This is a genomic window from uncultured Haliea sp. (genome assembly GCF_963973825.1).
Taxonomy (GTDB): domain Bacteria; phylum Pseudomonadota; class Gammaproteobacteria; order Pseudomonadales; family Halieaceae; genus Haliea.
The window spans coordinates 155,756-173,336 of sequence record NZ_CAXBAE010000005.1 but is presented as its reverse complement, the minus strand read 5'-3'; the positions used below and the strand labels follow the sequence as shown (position 1 = coordinate 173,336).

Here is a 17,581-nt window from a genome sequence, read left to right as displayed (position 1 = left end):
ACGCCTCCGGCGTATCCTCCATTCCACAGGGAATCCTGCTGTTCTCTAATACGGGGAATAACGACAACAGCAACACACCAGGGAAGCCGCATGACTGACGTACCGGGTTACACCGCCAATCAACGCCTGCTGGATCCGCGCCGGCTCGGCACCACTACCATGCTCAGCAGCACATCGAAGTATCTCAATCACCCGCGACTGCGTCACTGGGTGGCCGTGGAATCGCTGCGTCGCAACGGTCCGGACATGGACCACTACGGTGGCCCGCTGGAGATCATCGATATCTTCCGTGAACTGGATGATGTCGATGAAATCAACCGGCTGTTTGCCGAGGCACGTGCCCGTGACAGCGCACTCGATGCGTGGTTTGAAGCCCGCTTCCTCGTGCCCCACGACCTGCAGGCCCTGGCTGAACTGCCCGAGGGTACGCTGGGTCGGGAATACCAGAAAATGCTCGCTGAGCAGGGGTTGCAGGCCGATTTCCTGCCCTTTGAAAGCACCGCCACCGATTACGATTATTTCCATCGCCGGCACAGCCAGACGCATGATATCGAGCACCTGGTGGTGGGCTATCGTTACGACCCCCTGGGCGAGTTCGCGCTGATTGCCGCGCGCACCACAAACCTGCTCAAAACATTTGGCCAGGAACTCGGTGAACATATCTCGGTGGTTTCCACCCTGCTGGTCGCTACCGGGATGTCCCGCTTCGGCTGCCATTACCCGCACCTGCTGCCCCCGCTGTACAAGGCCCTGGGGGAGGGCCATCGCATCGGCGAGCAACTGAACACGCCGCTGTTCATGCCGCGCTATGAGGATATGTTTGAGTGGACAGTGGACGAAGTGCGCGAACACCTGGGCGTGGTGCACAGTCCGGATTTCGAGGACACGATGTGGTCGCTGGGGGAGTACTTCGACGCGGCCTGAGCCGCTGTCCCGGCGCGGTTGTTGCGCGGCGAATACGGGGCGCTTTTGTCAGGGCATGTCCATATGTAATAATTCCGCTGCCCTCCCATAAGCGATAATAATTATGATGCGTTCCGTTCTACGTTTTCCGTTCGTCTTTTTCCTGTTTCTGTTTCCCGCACACGCCGCCATGGCGGCAGACACCAGCGGTGCCAATACCGCCTGGATGCTTACCGCCACGGCGCTGGTGCTGTTCATGACTTTGCCGGGCCTGTCACTGTTCTATGGTGGACTGGTGCGGGTGCGCAACGTGCTCTCCGTGTTGATGCAGTGCTTTGCGCTGACGGCACTGATGTCACTGCTCTGGTTTGTCGCCGGGTATTCCCTGGCGTTCGGCTCTTCCGGGGTCGAGCAGGGTCCGTGGATCGGTGACCTGGGTAACCTCTTTCTCGCCGGGATCGCCATGGATGGCAATGCCGGCGACATTCCCGAATCGCTGTTTGTCATGTTCCAGATGACCTTTGCGGTGATTACACCGGCGCTGATCGTCGGTGCTTTCGCCGAGCGTATCCGGTTTTCCGCCATGCTGCTGTTCAGCGCAGCCTGGATGCTGCTGGTGTATGCGCCCGTGTGCCATTGGGTCTGGGGTGGCGGTTGGCTCGGGGCCATGGGGCTGCAGGACTTTGCCGGTGGTACCGTGGTGCACATCACCGCCGCCGTAGCGGCCCTGGTCGCGGCGCTGATGCTGGGTCCGCGTCGCGGTTTCGGCAGCGTTGCCATGCCGCCACACAACCTGACCATGACGGTGACGGGCGCGGGTATGCTCTGGGTGGGCTGGTTTGGCTTCAATGCCGGCTCCGCGGTGGCTGCAGACAACAGCGCCGCGATGGCGATGCTGGTGACGCACCTGTCGGCCGCCTGTGGGTCTCTGGCCTGGATGACGATGGAATGGATCCGTCACGGCAAGCCATCGGTGCTGGGTATCGTGACGGGGATGGTCGCCGGCCTCGGTACGATCACCCCGGCGTCGGGTTCCGTCGGTCCGGCGGCGGCCGTGGTCATCGGCCTCACCGCCGGGGTTGTCTGTTACTACGCGACAATCACGCTGAAGAACCGGCTGAAAATCGACGACAGCCTCGATGTCTTTCCCGTGCACGGCGTGGGCGGCATTCTCGGCACCCTGTTGGCGGGTGTTTTCTGCTCGCCCGACCTGGGCTTGTTCAGCGGCAATGGATTTTCCGACGGCATCAGCTCAATAGGCGGGCAGCTTGCCGTGCAGGCCACGGGTGTGGTGGCAACCTTCGCCTACACGGCGATCGTGAGCTACCTCCTGTTCAAGCTGGTGGATCGCCTGATCGGCCTCAGGGTTGATGCTGAACAGGAAACTGTGGGCCTCGACCTTGTCCTGCACGATGAACGGGGCTACGACCTGTAGCCCCTTAGTCCGCATCGGCGGTGAGATGCCGCAGCAGGAAAGCGGTTTCATCGCGGGCGACCGCGCTGAACAGGGGCTCGACATAGACGCCGAAATGCCCGCAGGGGTAGCTGGAGATTTCCGCGTCCGCGGCCAGTGACGCAGCCTCGCGGATGGTCGCGGGCGAGATGAAGGCATCCTGTTCCGCAATCGTGTAGTGAATGGGGCAGCGAATATCACCCGCCTGCCGGCCGGGCTTGTAGGTCGCCAACTGGAACACGAAACGCGCCGCGACACGATTGCGCCAGCCGGAATCGGCGGGCGTGATACTGGCGATTCCGGCCGCTGCTCCCGGCGACGTCATGGCGGCATGGTCATCCGGATCGCCAATAGCCTGGATGTAGTGTGGAGGCAGCCCCAGGGCGCCATGCAGGCTGTCCCTGAGCGCGGCAAACAGCAGCCCGAGGGTTTTCCCGAGAGGGACTTTCTGCTGCGGCTTTTCGGCCCAGCAAAACGGAATCTGTGCCACGACGGCGGCAATCCCGTGGTCGCGCGCCGCCACCGCCTGCACGTGCGCCCCGCCAAACGATGTGCCCCACAATGCGATACGCTGCGGATCGACACCCGGTTGCGCGCGCAGGGTGGCGATGGCGGCCTCCCAATCCTGCAACTGGTGCTTGACGCTCAGCAGCTGCCGCGGCTCACCGGCGCTGGCGCCGAAATGGCGGTAGTCGAACAGCAGCACGGCCAGGCCCGCCTCGGCGAAGACCTGCGCGTAGGCATCCAGGCGCTGGTCGCGCACGGCGGTAAAGCCGTGCGCCATGACCACGCCGGGCACCGGGGTCGGGGTGTCAGGGCGGTAGAGCCAGGCAGCGCATTCATCGCCGCCGCTGCGGAATGTCAGGTCGCTGCGCGTAACGCTGTTCACGCGGCGTCGGCCTTCTGCGCAGCGTCGCCGGGTAGCGTCGCCGGAGGCTGCCCGTTTCTACGCCGCTTCAACCCCGCTTCGATTTCCTTGTCGAGGCGCCCCACGTAGTGATCAAAGTGCAGCTGGATGGTGTGCCTGGGGCTGGGATAGTAGTCCCGCAGATAGAAGGATTCATCGGCCGCAATCATCTCCTCCATCTCCGCTTCCGAGGGCGGGGCGTAGTCGCCATTCAGGTACGGCACCACCCAGCGTGACTGTTGCTCGGCGAAGTTGACCAGGGTGGGCAGGGACTGCGCCAGGCCCATGTAGATCAGGTTGGGAACGCCGGGTATGAGCATGCGTTTGAACAGACGCGGTGGCTGATTGTCCTTGCTCGCGGTGAATTGCGGCTGGTCGAAGAAGGGAAAGCTGATCTTGTATCCGGTACACCAGACGATGACGTCAAAGTCACTGCTGCTGCCATCGGTGAAGTGCACGGTGTGGCCGTCCACGCGCTCGATGCCGGGACGCGCCTTGATATCCCCGGAGCCCGCACGCTGCAGGAACTCCCCGGACACTGTGCCGTGGGCCTCCCAGGGCTGGTAGGTCGGCTGGGGCAGGCCGTAGTCGCGGGGGTTGCCGATCTGCTGCTTGACGACGCGGCTCATCAACCAGTGCTGGATTTTACGCGGCACCCAGGCCGGAAGCATGTTCTTGTCCCCGGGCTTGCCGTTGATGTACTTCGGGAATACCCACACCCCACGCCGCATGGAGATGTGCAGGGTGCTGGCCATGAAGCGCATCGACAGTTCCGACGCGATGTCCATGGCTGAGTTGCCGGACCCCACGACCAGTACCCGTTTGTCCCGCATGTCGATGGGGTCAAAGGGCGTGTTGTAGCTGTGCGCGTGAATCTGCTCGCCGGCGAAGTCGCCGGGATAGGCCGGCTCCGGCCAGCGCGGATCCCAGTGATGGCCGTTGGCGACAATCAGGACGTCGTAGCGCCGGGTCTCGCCACCGCTGGTGGTCACGGACCAGAAGCCGTTCTCCTCGCGGTGTGCGCGTTCGACCCGGGTGTTGAACGTGATCGTGTCGCGCAAGCCGAAGTGGTCGGTGTAGTCGTTGAGGTAGTCGAAGATCTCGCTGTGATGCGGATAGTCCGGCCAGTTGTCTGGCACCGGGTATTCCTGCATGCCCATGCGAAACTTTGAGGTATCGATGTGCAGGCTCTGGTAGCAGGCTGACATCCCGTTGGGATTCCGGTAGTACCAGTTGCCGCCGATATTGTCCGAGGCCTCGAAGCAATCGTAGGCGATGTCGCCCTCTTTCAGGCGCTTGATCGTGGTCAGGCCACTGGGGCCGGCACCGATGACGCAGCACAGGGGGCCGTTGTTGTGGGCCGGTCGAAATCCGTTGTTCATCTCACTTGCTCCGTCCAGTAGGCGAGTTGCCTGGGTTATCGGGTTGGCAGCTGGCGAGCAGGTGCTCCAGCGCCGCGTTGAAATCGCCCAGCACCGCGGGCTGCGGATTGTCTGCAAGGGCCTGTTGCAGCAGTGGCAGGGTGCCCTCCGGCTGACTGTGTACAAAGCGACCGAGCACCGCTGCGTGCCCACCGTCGCCGGTCACCGCCTTCAGGTAGTTGCCGGTAACGGCCGCCCCCAACACCAGTTGGTTCACCGCGTAGTACAGCTCCAGCGCGCTGCCGGGGGTGAAGCCGCGGCTGCCAAGCAGCGCAATCAGCTGTTCCAGGTACTGTGCCTCGACGTCGCCGAATACGCCGCCCTGCATGATCTGGCTGACCAGCTCTGGCCAGTCGAGCGCGGTCTGGCAGGTACTGCGGGCATGTTCCCGCAGGATGTCCTGCCAGGACTGGCCGTTGTCGACAATGGGTTGCAGCTGGCCCTTGCGCTCGGCGACCAGGCGCAGCAGGTGCTCACGCCCCTCCACATACCCGTAGAGGGTTGCGACACCCACCTTGAGGCGGCTGGCGATGCTGGCCATGTCGAGGTTGCCTGCTGGCAGGTCGCAGGCCGTGTCGACAATGGCATCCAGGGTCAGCCGGCGCGGTCTGCCGCGGCGGCCCGGGGTCGGTTTCTGGAGTGACGACGTCATGCCGCCTATAATATCGAATTATATTCGGAAAAGAAATCTGGCCGGGCTTCCAGCGGTCTGGCGCGCGCCTCACAGACCCCTCCAGGGGTGTGTTTGCTCTGTGACGACTTCGCCGCCAGCGCGGGCTGTTCGCAGGCTCCAGGATGCCGGGGTTCCCTGCGCGTGCAGGCGCAGCCGGTGGCTGCCAACTGCGAGAGCCGCCCGCAGCGACGCGCCCGTGAGGTCGCGCTGCTGCAGAACCCGGCCCCGGGGGCAGCGCACAGTCAGGCGTATGCTGTCCTGCGGGTGGTGGCCGAAGCCTGCCGGCAGATTTGTCAGTTGCAGGTCGGCACTGTGTTCCCAGAGCAGTTTTTTGCTCGCCCAGCGCGCCAGCCACGGATGCGGCGGTGGTGCCCCGCGGAGGGTGCGGGGGCTCACGCGGCGCTCCGCCAGGCTCAGGCCGGCATAACGCTCGTAGGCCTCCAGCGTGCGCGTGCGGCCCAGCCCGAACTCTCCCAGCGTGTCGGCTGCGGCGTCACCAGCCACCAGTTTGCGGTAGCGCAGCAGGCTGCGCTCGTTGCGTAACCACCAGCGCTTGTTATCTGTCCAGTGGCGCTGCGCCCGCTCGCGACCGTAGTGGTGCCACAGGATCAGGCAGCGGGGGTGGAACAGGTCGTAGCCGTGCGTGAAGGCGCGCAGGGCCATCGCGGGCTCTTCGCCAAAAAAGTAGAACTTTGGGTCGTAGGGCACTTCCCGGCAGAAAACGCCCAGTGTGAATAGAAAGTGCGCAGACAGAAACCGTGCAGGTTCCAGGGCTGCACCGTCCAGGCGCCCCTGCATGGCGACCGGCATCACCTGGAATGGGCCGCCCTCGGAGAAGCCGTCGAAGACCAGGCGCAGGGGACGCGCAGCAGGCTCCACGGGTTTGCCGGGCTCATAGACCGGCGCGTAACTGGTGATCAGCGGTTTGTCGCTGCCCCGCTCGCGGGCGCCTTGCAGCAGGGCCCGCAATGCGGTGTCCCAGCCGCGAATGAAGCGATGATGCGAATCGATCTGCAGCGTGTAGGCTTCGCCTCGATACAGGGCCTGTGTCTCGCTGCGCGCCCAGCAGGCTCCGCGGCTCTGGCTGTAGTGCACCGAGAGCACACGAACAGCGGGATGGTCGGCAAACTCCTGCAGGCTGTCGTCGGTAGCGCGCTGCCAGCAGATGCCGAACGTAAGCCGCTCTGGCGCATCGGCCTGCGCGATACAGTCGCGCAGCGTTGGCAGCAGCTCCGGGTCACGGTAGGCCGCAATCTGCACGAAGATGCGATCGTCACCTGACCGGTCTGGCGCTGCCGATGCCTGATGAGCAGGGAGTCGGGGTCCAGCGTTCAAAAGCGGATGGCGCCTTGCGAGCGCAATTGCGAAAGCACCAGCGTCAGGTCCTCGTAGATTCCGACCGCCTCGCCGTAGGCCCCTTCAAGCAGCGCGCGAATCTCCCCTGTGCTGCGCTCACCGTCGATAAGTTGCCAGATCAATGCGGCGCTGTCGTTGAGGTAGCAGGCGCGGGTCGTGTCCTCGTTGTACAGCACCCACTCGCCCTCGAGCTGCTCCTCGGACCAGCGTGGGTCGCGTTGCGGAATACGCGGTGTGTCTGCTGTGGCGCGCAGTACGCCACCGCTTCGTGCGCCGGCGTCCTGCAGGCAGTCCGGGAGCGTTGGTGGCGCATGAGCGAGGGTTTCCGGGGCGATGTACCGATCGGCAAAGCAGAGACCCGCGAATTGCTCGTAATCGGCCAGGGAACGAGCAGTGCCCAGTCCATAGCCATCGAGGTCGATGGGCGCCACGCCATCTACACCGACCAGTGCCCGGTAGCGTGCCAGCGCCGCTTCGTTGCGTGCACTCCAGTCGCTGTGATCGTCCCAGTGGCAGCGGCGTCCCTTGCGCGAGTATTCGTGCCAGACGAGTGTCCGGTGCGGGCAGAAGAAATCATAGCCACTGGTCCAGGCGCGCACGCAGGTGCCGATTTCCTCGCCGTGGAAATAGCCGTTGGGATCAATCGGCACGTCGTGCACGAAGGCGCCGTCGCTGAAACTGAAATGGGCCGACCAGAAACGGGTGGGGACAGGCGCTTCGGGGGGTTCCACGGGTATATAGGGCCGCATGAATACCACCCCGGAATCGTCGAAGCGGTCCGCTCCCAGTAGCCAGATTTCCGGGCTGCGCGCCGCCGGGTCATTCTCGGGGTCGAAGGCGGGCAGGTAGGTCGTCAGCACCGGCCGCTGCACACCGCTGCCGCGCAGCCCCTCAAGCATAGTGACAAGGGCGCTGTCCCAGCCCGGGGCAAATCGATGGTGCCCGTCCAGTTGCAGGAAATAGCGCTCTCCGCGGTACTGCTGCTGAATGCGGTTGCGTGCCCAGCAGACGCCGCGGCTCTGCTGATACGGCACGTCGAGGATCTCCAACTGGGGCGAGTCAGCCAGGTCACCCAGGGAGTCCTCCGGCGCGCGTTGCCAGTAAACGCAGACGCGCAGGCGAGACGGCGTGTCCGCCATGCTCAGCAGGCTGGCAAGCGTCGCTGGCAGGTCGAATTCCCGGTACGCGGCAATGCTGATGAAAATATCGGGGCTGTTCATGATTCGCGCCTGTCTCCGGCTGCATAGTGAAACTCGCGTCGATGTTCGATGGGGGAGGCCAGCAGTACGCCACCGCGCAGCTCTCCACGTCGGGCGCGCTCATAGAGATGCGCCATCCAGAACTGTTCGTGGGGCTGAGGCCAGCGCCTGTCGAGAAACATCCGGCGATTCCCGGCCCGGCTGACCAGCTGCGGCCAGTTGCAATAGAACACTTCCCCCAGGGCATAGGGCAGCCCCTCCAGCTGTCCCAGCTGGCTGAAGTTGGCAGGCGGTATCTGCTCAAGGGCCAGCCCAGCGGTGCGCCTGGGGTGTTGCGGCCACAGTTGGGCCCTGCGCTCTTCCGTCACATTGTGCCAGGCCCACTGCTGGTCATTGCTGCCGTAAAACTCCGTGAAGCTGAGCTTGAGAAAATCCAGCTGCCTGCTCACCAGTATTGCCAGTGCCCGTGGCAGCAGGCGGTCCACGCGTCGCGCAAAGCCGCTGCGACAGGTGCCGTCTTGCGTGGCATGCAGCATGTCGTCCTCCAGGAACAGCATGTACGCCGCGCCACTGTCTGCGAAATGGTCTGCAATGAATTGCCGTCCGCCGCAAATGCCTAGGTTGCCCGGTGCCAGATACCGTCCGCCATAGCGCTGGCAGATTGCCTGATTATCCCGCTGGCAATCGGCAGCGGTACTCTGGTCAACGATGTACAGCTGCAGGGCATGCACGGCCTGAAAGGCATCGGCCCAGGATGCCAGCAGCAGGGCCAGCTGCCCGGGGCAATTGAAGGTGAGCACGTAAATACTGAGAGCTGGACGTTCGGCAGTGGGCAGCGGAGGGGGAGGTGCTGCGGCTGGCATCGTCCCAACGCGGCCGTCCGCTGCACGCTGCGTCGGTTTCGATGCCTGCACCAGACGCTCCAGATAGGGTGCAATCAAGCCGTCCTCTGCCAACGGCTCACGCTGGAACAGGTCCGGGTGCCGGTGGGCGATTATGGTCAGGATGCTCTCTTCAGTGCCCATGTGGCCGGCAGCGAGCGTCGCCTCCAGGCAGGCATCATAGACAGCGCATACCTTCCGTATCGCGGCAGGCCTGCCCCCAAACAGTCCTCCACGTGCCACCCAGCGAACAGGCTCTCCCCCCGACCAGCGCGCCATTGCCGGTCGCTCGAAGCCGTGAATTTCGCTGCCGCCCAGGTAGGGGAAGCTCAGGAGCAGGAAGGTTTTGATCTGCGCTGCCAGTAGCGAAGGCCATGCCGGATCCGCCAGGGCAGCGCCGCAGGTGCGTGCAAGACCGGCATCCAGCCAGACCAGGGCATCGCTTTGAAACGGGTTATCCTCCGCACTCGCGTCGAGCAGGCCGAGCTTGCTCATGACGAGGGGGTTGTAGTGGGGCAGCGTGGCCTGCGGGCTGCCGGCGAGCCAGCTCGCCTGGCTTCGCCACCCGGGATCCTGCCGGATCTGCTGTATGCGATTGTAGGCGGGGAAGTCCTGCTCGATAGCAGTCACAGTCAGTGTGCGCACTTCAGTGTTGTGCCGCCGTCGCAGCCGCCAGACCTCCGGCTCCAGGTCCGGAGATGTGTAGATGACCAGCGGCAGATCAAGAGCGAGCAGGGTGCGGAAATGCTTGAGGTAGTTGTCGAAGCTGCGCAGGTGGTCTGCCGCCAGGCCGGTGTCTGCGCTGCCTCGGCCGATATCAAGGAGTGCCGTAACGGCCGTCAGTGTGACGGCAGAGGCTTCACTCACCCGGGGGTGCTTGGCGCTTCTCCGCTGCGTTGCGCTGCATCCGCTTGATGCCCAGGTAGCCCAGCAAGCCGGCAACGACCGCAGCAAAACCCGCGGGCGCTACGTCGACCGCAACCGGGGAGGGGACAGGCAGCGGTGAGGGCGAGGGTGTTGGAAACGGCGTTGGCGACGGCGTCACCTGCGCGTGGGCCGACATGACCACGGAGTCGATAACGGGCTTCACCCAGGACGCGGGGATGGCACCGGTCTGTATGCCAACGCCGACAACGCCGACACCCAGCGCCTTCAACAGACGTCGTTTTCCTGTATCGGTGGTCATGCGGTGAATCCTCGCAAAGTCAGGCTCGAAGCCTAGCATGCGGCCCGCGGGCAGACAATTGCTACAGAAGATGATGTCGACTGCCGCTGGCGCGCCGAGCAGTGGCTTTGCAGGCATCGGACTGGAGGCGAACGCACAGGCAGTTCATAATGCGCCGCTCATGGTCATGCAACGAGTAGATCTATGGGAAGCGGCGGCAAGCTGGATGCCCGTTTCGAGCAAGCGCTCGCAGTACATCAGGCAGGCGATTTGCAGGAAGCGCAGAAGCGCTACCGGCAGATTCTGCGCAAGCACCCACGTCACGCTCATGCCCTGCATTTGCTCGGCCTGATCGACTTCCAGTGCGGGCGCGCCGAGGATGCGGTGCGGCAGATAGACCGGGCCATTGCGCTGAGTCCCGGCAATCCCGCGTTTTACTCCAATCGCGCCAATGCACTGCAGCACCTCGGGCAATGGGAGGCGGCCGTGGCGGGCTACGACACCGCGCTCAGGCTCAAGCCTGACTTTGCGGAGGCCGTATTCAACCGCGCCAGCGCGCTGCAGAAGCTGGGGCGTCACCGCGAGGCGCTCGTCGGGTTTGAGTACGCCGCGCGCCTGGCGCCCCGCGATGCGGATATTCGGGTGGGGCAGGCCGCGGCGCTGCGCGCGCTGGGCCGCGGCGAGGAGGCGCTGGCTGCTCTGGAACAGGCTCTGCTGCTGAACCCGGCTTCCGCCAGTGCCTGGTGTCATCGCGGCAATATACAGCATGACCTGGGGGACACCGCGGCAGCGGAGGCCAGCTACAGTCGGGCGCTGGCATTTCAGCCCGGCCTGGCGCTGGCGCACGCCAATCGCGGACACCTGCATCAGGAAAACGGCGAGTTCTCCGCGGCCATTGCAGACTACCGCCAGGCGCTGGCCGCCAGCACTGCGGCTGCCGAATTTGCCTACCTGCGCGGCGCCGTGCTGCACGCCCGCCTGAGCCTGTGTGATTGGGAGGGCATTGACACCGAGATCAGTGAACTGTTGCAGGACCTGCAGCGCGGCGTGCTCTGCACCGCCCCGTTCCCGCTGTTGACGCTGACCGACGATCCAGCGCTGCAGTCCCAACTTGCCGGTCGGTGGTGCGCGCAGCGCGTTCGTCAACGACCGCAACCTGAGTATGCGCCGCCGCCGGCCCTGGGTGAGCGTATTCGACTGGGTTATTTCTCTGCCGATTTTCACGCGCACGCGACGGCCTACCTGATTGCCGAGCTCTTCGAGCGGCACGACCGCGAGCGTTTCGAGCTGATTGCGTTTTCCTACGGACCGCCGGTGCAGGACGCGATGCGCACCCGGCTCGAAGCCGCATTCGACCAGTTTCTGGATGTGCGCGAGCTGGGTGATGAGGCGGTCGCACAGCGATCCCGCGAGCTGGGTATCGATGTGGCGATTGACCTCAAGGGCTACACCCGGGACCAGCGTATGGATATTTTCGCCTGGGGTGCGGCTCCGATACAGGTCAGTTACCTGGGCTACCCGGGCACCCTGGCCTGTCCCCACATTGACTACCTGGTCGCGGATCCCGTGTTGATTCCCGCCGAGCAACGCGCGCATTACCCCGAACACATTGTGTTCATGCCCGGCAGTTACCAGTGCAACGACAGCCAGCGGCCGATCCCGCGGCAGGCGCCGGCGCGAGCGACGTTGGGGTTGCCGGAAGACGCGCTGGTGTTTGCCGCTTTCAATACGCTGTTCAAGCTGACGCCGGAGGTGTTTCGCGCCTGGATGGAGATTCTGCAGGCAGTGCCGAACAGCGTACTCTGGCTGCTGGAGGGGCATCCCGACGCCATGGCGAACCTGCGTCGTGAAGCCGGGCGTGCCGGGCTGGAACCGGAACGTCTGGTGTTTGCGCCGCGTGTACCCCTGGCCGAACACCTGGCCCGGCACGCTTGCGCTGATCTGTTTCTCGATACGTTTCCCTGCAACGCGCACACCACCGCCAGCGACGCACTCTGGGCAGGGCTGCCGGTCCTGACCCTGGCCGGGCAGGGATTTGCCAGCCGGGTTGCAGCCAGCCTGCTGCACGCGGTGGAGTTGCCCGAACTGGTGACCCACAACCTCGCCGACTACGTGCAGACTGCCATTGCGCTGTCTCGGGATCCGCAGCGCCGAGCCCACCTGCGCGCGCAGCTTGCAGCGGCACGTGCCAGCTCATCCCTGTTTGATGCACAGGGTTTTGCCCGCCAGCTGGAACGGGCCTACACGACCATGGTGGATTTCCGGCGCCGCGGTGTTGCACAGCAGGACATCCATCTTGAGCCGTAAGCCATCGAAAGGAGCCCTGCCACCGGCACTCCAGGCACGCTATCGCGAAGCGGTCGCGCTGCACCAGAGTGGACACCCCGCTCGTGCCAGCGCGCTGTACGCCGAAGTGCTGGCGGTGCGTCCGCGGCATTTCGACAGCCTTCACCTGCGCGGTGTGGCGGCGCTGCAGCTGGGCGATACCGAGCGAGGCATACAGTGGCTGCAGGCAGCGATCAAAATCGACGGCAGCGTGGGGCCCGCCCATTTCAACCTGGGCAATGCGCTGCTTGCTGCCGGCCAGCTGGAGCCCGCCCTCGCCTGTTTCGATCGGGCGGTGGCGCTGAAACCCGATTATGCACAGGCCTGGAGCAACCGCGGCAATGCGCTGCTGGACCTGCGCCGCGTGTCGGCGGCACTGGACAGTTATGACCGCGCTCTCGCCTGCAAGGCCGATTACGCGGATGCCTGGTACAACCGGGGTAACGCGCTGCTGGATCTTGGCCGCCCGGCGGATGCCCTGGCGAGCTTTGACCGGGCACTCGCCCTGGATGCGCGGCACAGCCAGGCCTGGTGCAACCGTGGCAAGGCGCTTGCCGACCTGCAGACGCTGGTACCTGCGGCAGAGAGCTACCAGCGGGCCCTCGAGCTGCGCCCGGGATACCCCTTCCTGTTTGGCACGTGGTTGCACACGCGCATGAAGGTCTGCGACTGGTCCGGCCTTACGGCGGATACTGCACGCCTGCAGCAGGGCATCGCGGCGGGTGAGGCGATTGCACCACCCTTCCCGGTGCTGGCCCTGCTGGATTCACCTGCGCTGCAGCGGCAGGCCGCTGCCCGCTATGCGCAGGCGCGCTATCCACGCGCCGCAGCGCCAGATGCGTTTCCGGCTTCCGCGCCGGCTGCACCGATCAAGGTGGCGTACTACTCGGCTGATTTTCGTGAGCATGCGACAACGCACCTGCTGCTGGAGGCGCTCGAGTCCCACAGCGATGCGCGTGTGCAGTGTTATGGCTTCGGGTTTGGTCCCGCGGCGGAGGACGCTGCCAGCGCGCGACTTGCCGCCGCGTTTCACCGGTTTATCGATGTGAACACCATGACCGACCAGCAGGTGGCCGCACTGTCGCGTGAACTGGGTGTCGATATTGCCGTTGATCTGAAAGGCTACACGCGCGACTCGCGACCGGGCCTGTTCGCGGCGGGCTGTGCCCCGGTGCAGGTGAGCTACCTCGGCTATCCGGGCACGATGGCCACGGATTATCACGATTACCTGATTGCCGATACGGTAGTTGTTCCCCCCGCGCAACGCGGGCACTACAGCGAACAGCTGGTCTACCTGCCGGGGTGCTACCAGGCCAACGACTCGCGCCGCGCACCTGCGGTGGAGCCCGTGAGTCGCGCTGCGCTGGGCTTGCCGGAGAGGGCTTTCGTGTTCTGCTGCTTCAATAACAGCTACAAGATCCTGCCTGAAACCTTCGCCTGCTGGATGCGGCTGCTGCAGGCCGTGGAGGGCAGTGTGCTCTGGCTGCTGGAAGACAGCAAGGACGCCTCGGCGCGGCTGTGCGAGGCGGCGCTGGGTCACGGTGTAGAACCCCAGCGCCTGGTATTCGCCCCGCGTGTCGGGGCGGCCGAACATCTGGCGCGTCACCGCGCAGCGGACCTGTTTCTCGACACATGGCCCTGCAATGCGCACACCACGGCCAGCGACGCGCTGTGGGCGGGTCTGCCGCTGCTGACAGTGATGGGAGAGGCATTCGCCGGGCGGGTCGCAGCAAGCCTGCTGCACGCGCTGGGTCTGCCCGAGCTGATAGTCACCACGGAGCATGCCTATGAACAGCGTGCACGCGCTTTGGCGACGGATCCTGCTGCACTGGCGTCCCTGCGTGAGCGCCTGGCCGAGCAGCGGCTCAGCAGCCCGCTGTTCGACGGTCGCGCAATGGCGCGCAATCTCGAGACAGCCTATGCCGCGATGCACCAGCGCCGCCTGTCAGGGCTGCCGCCCGCGGCACTGGCCGTGGAGGCAGACGGCAGCTACCGGCTGCTGGATGCACAGGCTGTTGCAGATGAGTGAGCACCGCCGCTGGATGGAGCAGGCCCTGGCGCTGGCGGATCGCGCGGCATCCCAGGGCGAGGTGCCTGTGGGTGCCCTGGTGGTGCGCGACGGGCAGCTGCTGGGACAGGGCTGGAACCGGGTCATCAGCGATGCGGACCCGACCGCCCACGCGGAAATCGTGGCCTTGCGCGATGCGGCACGCGCGGAGGGCAATTACCGTTTGCCCGGTGCAACGCTCTACGTCACCCTGGAACCCTGCAGTATGTGTGCGGGCGCACTGGTACATGCGCGCATCGCCCTGCTGGTCTTTGCGGCCCGCGAGCCGCGCGCCGGCGTCGTCTGCAGTCAGTGTGCGTTGCTGGAATCGCCCTGGTACAACCACACGGTGCGCTGGGAGGAGGGGGTGTTGGCCGAGGCGTCCAGTGAGCGTTTGCAGGCGTTTTTTCGCGCCCGCCGTTCATAGCGCGAGGAAGCGTTCCCCTTGCAGCGCCGCCGGGAGGAACTGCATCGGGTTCAGGGGTTGGCCCGGCTGATTGGCTGACATGTCCTTCCACTGCAGAATGCTGTAGTAGTGACGAATGTTCTGCACGAAATTCGCCGCCTCCCTGCCCCGCGCATAGCCGTAGCGCGTATTGCGGTAGTGCTCTCTTTTCTGCAGTAGAGGCAGCGTTTCCATGACGTCGCTCCACAGGTGGGGGTCGCCGCCCCGTTGCTCGGTCAGCACCCTGGCATCTTCGAGGTGTGCCAGCCCGATATTGTAAGCAGCCAGCGCGAGCCAGGTCCGGTCCGGCTCGTCGATGTCCGCTGGCAGGCGCCTGCGTATATTCTTCAGGTAGCGGGCTCCCCCGCGCAGGCTCTGCAGGGGGTCCAGCCGGTCCTTGACGCCCATTTCCCGCGCCGTGGGCCCGGTGAGCATCATCATACCGCGCACCCCCGTGGGGGAGGTGGCTTCCGGGTCCCAGTGGGACTCCTGGTAGGCGATGGCGGCCAGCAGGTGCCAGTCCAGCTTGTACTCTTCCGCGACCTGGCGAATAAGCTTGCTGTACGCAGGCAGCTTGCTGCGGATATTGCGGGCAAAGACGTGCGATCCCACGCGCGACAGCACGGTGTTGTGTCCGAAGTGCTGCTCTCGCAGCTGTTCCAGACGGCCGTCCTCTTGCAGCGCGCTGAGAAATGTATCGGCGCGTTCAATCAGTGCGGTGTACTCGTCACCGGGGGGGAAGTACCACACCATATCCTGCTCACTGCCCAGGTTGAAGGCGACGTCGAGGCGGGAATACAGGCTCTGTTGCATGCGGAACTCGTTTGAGTCGATGACTGCAATGTCTGCGTCGCCGCTGTCTACTCGTTCCAGCAACTCCATCGTATCGGCGCCGCGCACGGCTTCCCAGCTCAGCTCCGGCCAGGCGGCTGACTTGAGTTCCTGCAGCGTCTGTTCGTGGCTGCTTCCCGCCAGCACCACCAGGTGCAGGTCTTCGATGTCGTCCAGTCCCGAGGGTTTGCGCCTGCCCGTGCGATAGATGACGCGGGGCACCAGACTGGCGTAGGGCGTGGAGTGGTTGAACATCGCGCTGCGCGCTTGAGTGAGACTCAGGCCCGCCGCCGCAAAGTGCGCCTCCCGCCGTTGCAGGCGGCGAAAAATGCCGCCCAGGCTGTAGGCGGTGTCCATCTGCAGGGTCACGCCCAGTTCCTCCGCGAACAGCTGGGCCAGATCGTGCTCGAAGCCCGCGGCGCCGTTCTTGTCGAGGTAGAAGGTGGTGGGACTGTTCCGGCTGACGACCACCAGTTCGCCATCCGCGAGCACCTGCTGCAGCGCATCGTCACGCGAGCAGCCGGAGAGCAGGACAGCGGTGGCGAAAGCCAGCAACCACAGTGATCTTTGCAGGGTCATGCGCGGATTCTAGCGCCCTGCGGGGTGGCCGAACAGCGTTGGTAAGCTTTACAAACCATGGACATGCGCAGGTTCCGTCAGGGTCTCGCGGGTTTATCACTCATTCAGGGTATTTGAACCACGTCACTTCAGGGTAGTCTATGTGAAAGTCGAATAATCCGGAGAAAGGCTCATGACGCTGCCCGCTACGCCGTTAACCCACCGCCCGCCGCTGCGCGCCCAGGACATTTACGACCGTGTGCTTGCGCTGGGGGACATGCTGCGCAAGAACGCGCCACTGGCGCGTGAAAGCCGCATGGTGCCGCAGGAAAATATCGATGCCCTGCGGGATGCAGGGTTCTTTCTGGCTCTGCAACCCCGCAAGTGGGGCGGTCACGAGGTGGATCCGCAGGACTTCTTCCGCATGCACCTCGCCATTGCTGAAAACTGCATGTCCACCGCCTGGGCTGCGGGTATCGTCGCCGTGCACGCGTTCCAGATTGCGTTGATGGACGAGCGGGCCCAGACCGATGTCTGGGGCGAGGATGTGCATGTGCGCGCTTCATCGGCTTATGCCCCGATGGGCAAGGTGACCGCCGTGGAGGGCGGGTTCCGCTTCAGCGGACGCTGGGGTTGGAGCAGCGGCAGCGATCATTGCACCTGGGCATTGCTGGGCGGCATTGCCCCGGACGGCGGCTTCCGCACCTTCCTTATCCCGCGTAGCGACTATCGCATCGAGGACACCTGGCACGTGATGGGTCTGCAGGGAACCGGCTCCAAGGACATCATTGTGGAAGATGTGTTTGTGCCGGAGTACCGCACGCACAAGGCGGAGGACGGTTTCCGCGGCACCAACCCCGGCGTCACCGCCGACAGTGCGCCGCTGTACCGTCTGCCCTGGGCGCAGCTGTTCGTACGTGTCGTCTCCACACCCGCGATCGGTGCCGCCCGCGACGCCCTGGACCTCTACCGCCAGATGGTCGTGGGCAAGGCCAGCGGCGACGTGACCAAACTGGCCGGCGATACCGGTACCCAGGAGCGCATTGCCGCGGCCATCACCAGCATCGACGAGATGGAGGCCATTCTGTTCCGGAATTTCGACCGCATGATGGCCCAGGTCAGCGCCGGAGAAGAAGTGCCTGTGCTGGAGCGGATCAAGTACCGCTACCAGGCGTCACTGGTGATCGAGCGCTGCATGGCGGTGATTGACAGCCTGTTCTCCTCGGCCGGCGGCAGCTCCGTGTTTCTTGGCAGTGAAATCCAGCAGCGCTTCCTGGATATCCACACTGCCCGCGCCCACGTGGCGAACAACCCCACGGCATTTGGCCGGAACCTGGGCGCCGTGCTGCTGGGCGCCGAGAGCACGGACTTCTTCGTCTAGGAGGGTCTGCCGCCCGCGCAGGGAGTGAATTTGCCC

The 17,581-nt window shown here is 64.7% G+C and carries 14 protein-coding genes; 6 read left to right on the top strand and 8 right to left on the bottom strand.

Annotation, left to right across the window (positions count from 1 at the left end; genetic code table 11):
* Positions 1 to 90 precede the first annotated feature (90 nt).
* Positions 91 to 924, top strand: coding sequence for a Coq4 family protein (locus AACZ17_RS08390; protein WP_290745320.1), 834 nt, complete (start codon positions 91 to 93; stop codon positions 922 to 924).
* A gap of 169 nt (positions 925 to 1,093) precedes the next feature.
* The gene (locus AACZ17_RS08385; RefSeq protein WP_290745433.1) at positions 1,094 to 2,338 is read left to right on the top strand and encodes an ammonium transporter; all 1,245 of its coding nucleotides are present in this window, start codon (positions 1,094 to 1,096) and stop codon (positions 2,336 to 2,338) included.
* Between the two features lie 4 nt (positions 2,339 to 2,342).
* Here the strand turns inward: AACZ17_RS08385 and AACZ17_RS08380 are convergent, their stop codons facing one another.
* The 7 genes from AACZ17_RS08380 to AACZ17_RS08350 all read right to left on the bottom strand — a co-directional run bounded on the left by AACZ17_RS08380 (position 2,343) and on the right by AACZ17_RS08350 (position 9,979).
* Entirely contained in the window at positions 2,343 to 3,245 is a 903-nt protein-coding gene (locus AACZ17_RS08380) for an alpha/beta hydrolase (RefSeq protein WP_290745323.1), read from the bottom strand.
* The gene (locus AACZ17_RS08375) at positions 3,242 to 4,645 is read right to left on the bottom strand and encodes an NAD(P)-binding domain-containing protein (RefSeq protein ID WP_290745326.1); all 1,404 of its coding nucleotides are present in this window, start codon (positions 4,643 to 4,645) and stop codon (positions 3,242 to 3,244) included. The genes AACZ17_RS08380 and AACZ17_RS08375 overlap by 4 nt, the downstream gene beginning before the upstream one ends.
* Before the next feature lies 1 nt (position 4,646).
* The gene (locus AACZ17_RS08370) at positions 4,647 to 5,336 is read right to left on the bottom strand and encodes a TetR/AcrR family transcriptional regulator C-terminal domain-containing protein (protein WP_290745329.1); all 690 of its coding nucleotides are present in this window, start codon (positions 5,334 to 5,336) and stop codon (positions 4,647 to 4,649) included.
* A gap of 69 nt (positions 5,337 to 5,405) precedes the next feature.
* On the bottom strand, positions 5,406 to 6,692 hold the full coding sequence (locus AACZ17_RS08365; protein WP_290745331.1) for a GlcNAc-transferase family protein: 1,287 nt from the start codon (positions 6,690 to 6,692) through the stop codon (positions 5,406 to 5,408).
* Entirely contained in the window at positions 6,689 to 7,933 is a 1,245-nt protein-coding gene (locus tag AACZ17_RS08360; RefSeq protein WP_290745334.1) for a PqqD family peptide modification chaperone, read from the bottom strand. Before AACZ17_RS08360 ends, AACZ17_RS08365 begins: the two co-directional genes overlap by 4 nt.
* Positions 7,930 to 9,660: a WlaTC/HtrL family glycosyltransferase gene (locus tag AACZ17_RS08355; RefSeq protein ID WP_290745337.1), complete on the bottom strand. Its 1,731-nt coding sequence runs from the start codon at positions 9,658 to 9,660 to the stop codon at positions 7,930 to 7,932. Before AACZ17_RS08355 ends, AACZ17_RS08360 begins: the two co-directional genes overlap by 4 nt.
* On the bottom strand, positions 9,653 to 9,979 hold the full coding sequence (locus tag AACZ17_RS08350) for a hypothetical protein (protein WP_290745340.1): 327 nt from the start codon (positions 9,977 to 9,979) through the stop codon (positions 9,653 to 9,655). The genes AACZ17_RS08355 and AACZ17_RS08350 overlap by 8 nt, the downstream gene beginning before the upstream one ends.
* Before the next feature lie 183 nt (positions 9,980 to 10,162).
* Between AACZ17_RS08350 and AACZ17_RS08345 the strand changes: the two genes are divergently transcribed.
* Genes AACZ17_RS08345 through tadA form a run of 3 tightly spaced genes read left to right on the top strand, consistent with a single transcriptional unit; the run spans position 10,163 to position 14,757 of the window.
* Entirely contained in the window at positions 10,163 to 12,265 is a 2,103-nt protein-coding gene (locus tag AACZ17_RS08345) for a tetratricopeptide repeat protein (RefSeq protein WP_290745343.1), read from the top strand.
* Positions 12,255 to 14,312 (top strand): tetratricopeptide repeat protein, encoded by a 2,058-nt coding sequence (locus tag AACZ17_RS08340; protein WP_290745346.1) that lies wholly within the window; start codon positions 12,255 to 12,257, stop codon positions 14,310 to 14,312. The genes AACZ17_RS08345 and AACZ17_RS08340 overlap by 11 nt, the downstream gene beginning before the upstream one ends.
* The gene (gene tadA / locus AACZ17_RS08335; RefSeq protein WP_290745348.1) at positions 14,305 to 14,757 is read left to right on the top strand and encodes a tRNA adenosine(34) deaminase TadA; all 453 of its coding nucleotides are present in this window, start codon (positions 14,305 to 14,307) and stop codon (positions 14,755 to 14,757) included. The genes AACZ17_RS08340 and tadA overlap by 8 nt, the downstream gene beginning before the upstream one ends.
* On the opposite strand, the gene mltF is transcribed toward tadA, so the two are convergent.
* Positions 14,752 to 16,185 carry a membrane-bound lytic murein transglycosylase MltF gene (gene mltF / locus AACZ17_RS08330; RefSeq protein ID WP_290745352.1) on the bottom strand — a complete coding sequence of 478 codons (1,434 nt, stop codon included), beginning with the start codon at positions 16,183 to 16,185 and terminating at the stop codon, positions 14,752 to 14,754. The genes tadA and mltF overlap by 6 nt on opposite strands.
* Positions 16,186 to 16,357: 172 nt before the next feature.
* On the opposite strand from mltF, the gene AACZ17_RS08325 reads away from it, so the two are divergent.
* Entirely contained in the window at positions 16,358 to 17,545 is a 1,188-nt protein-coding gene (locus AACZ17_RS08325) for a flavin-dependent monooxygenase (RefSeq protein WP_290745354.1), read from the top strand.
* The last annotated feature ends 36 nt before the right edge of the window (positions 17,546 to 17,581 follow it).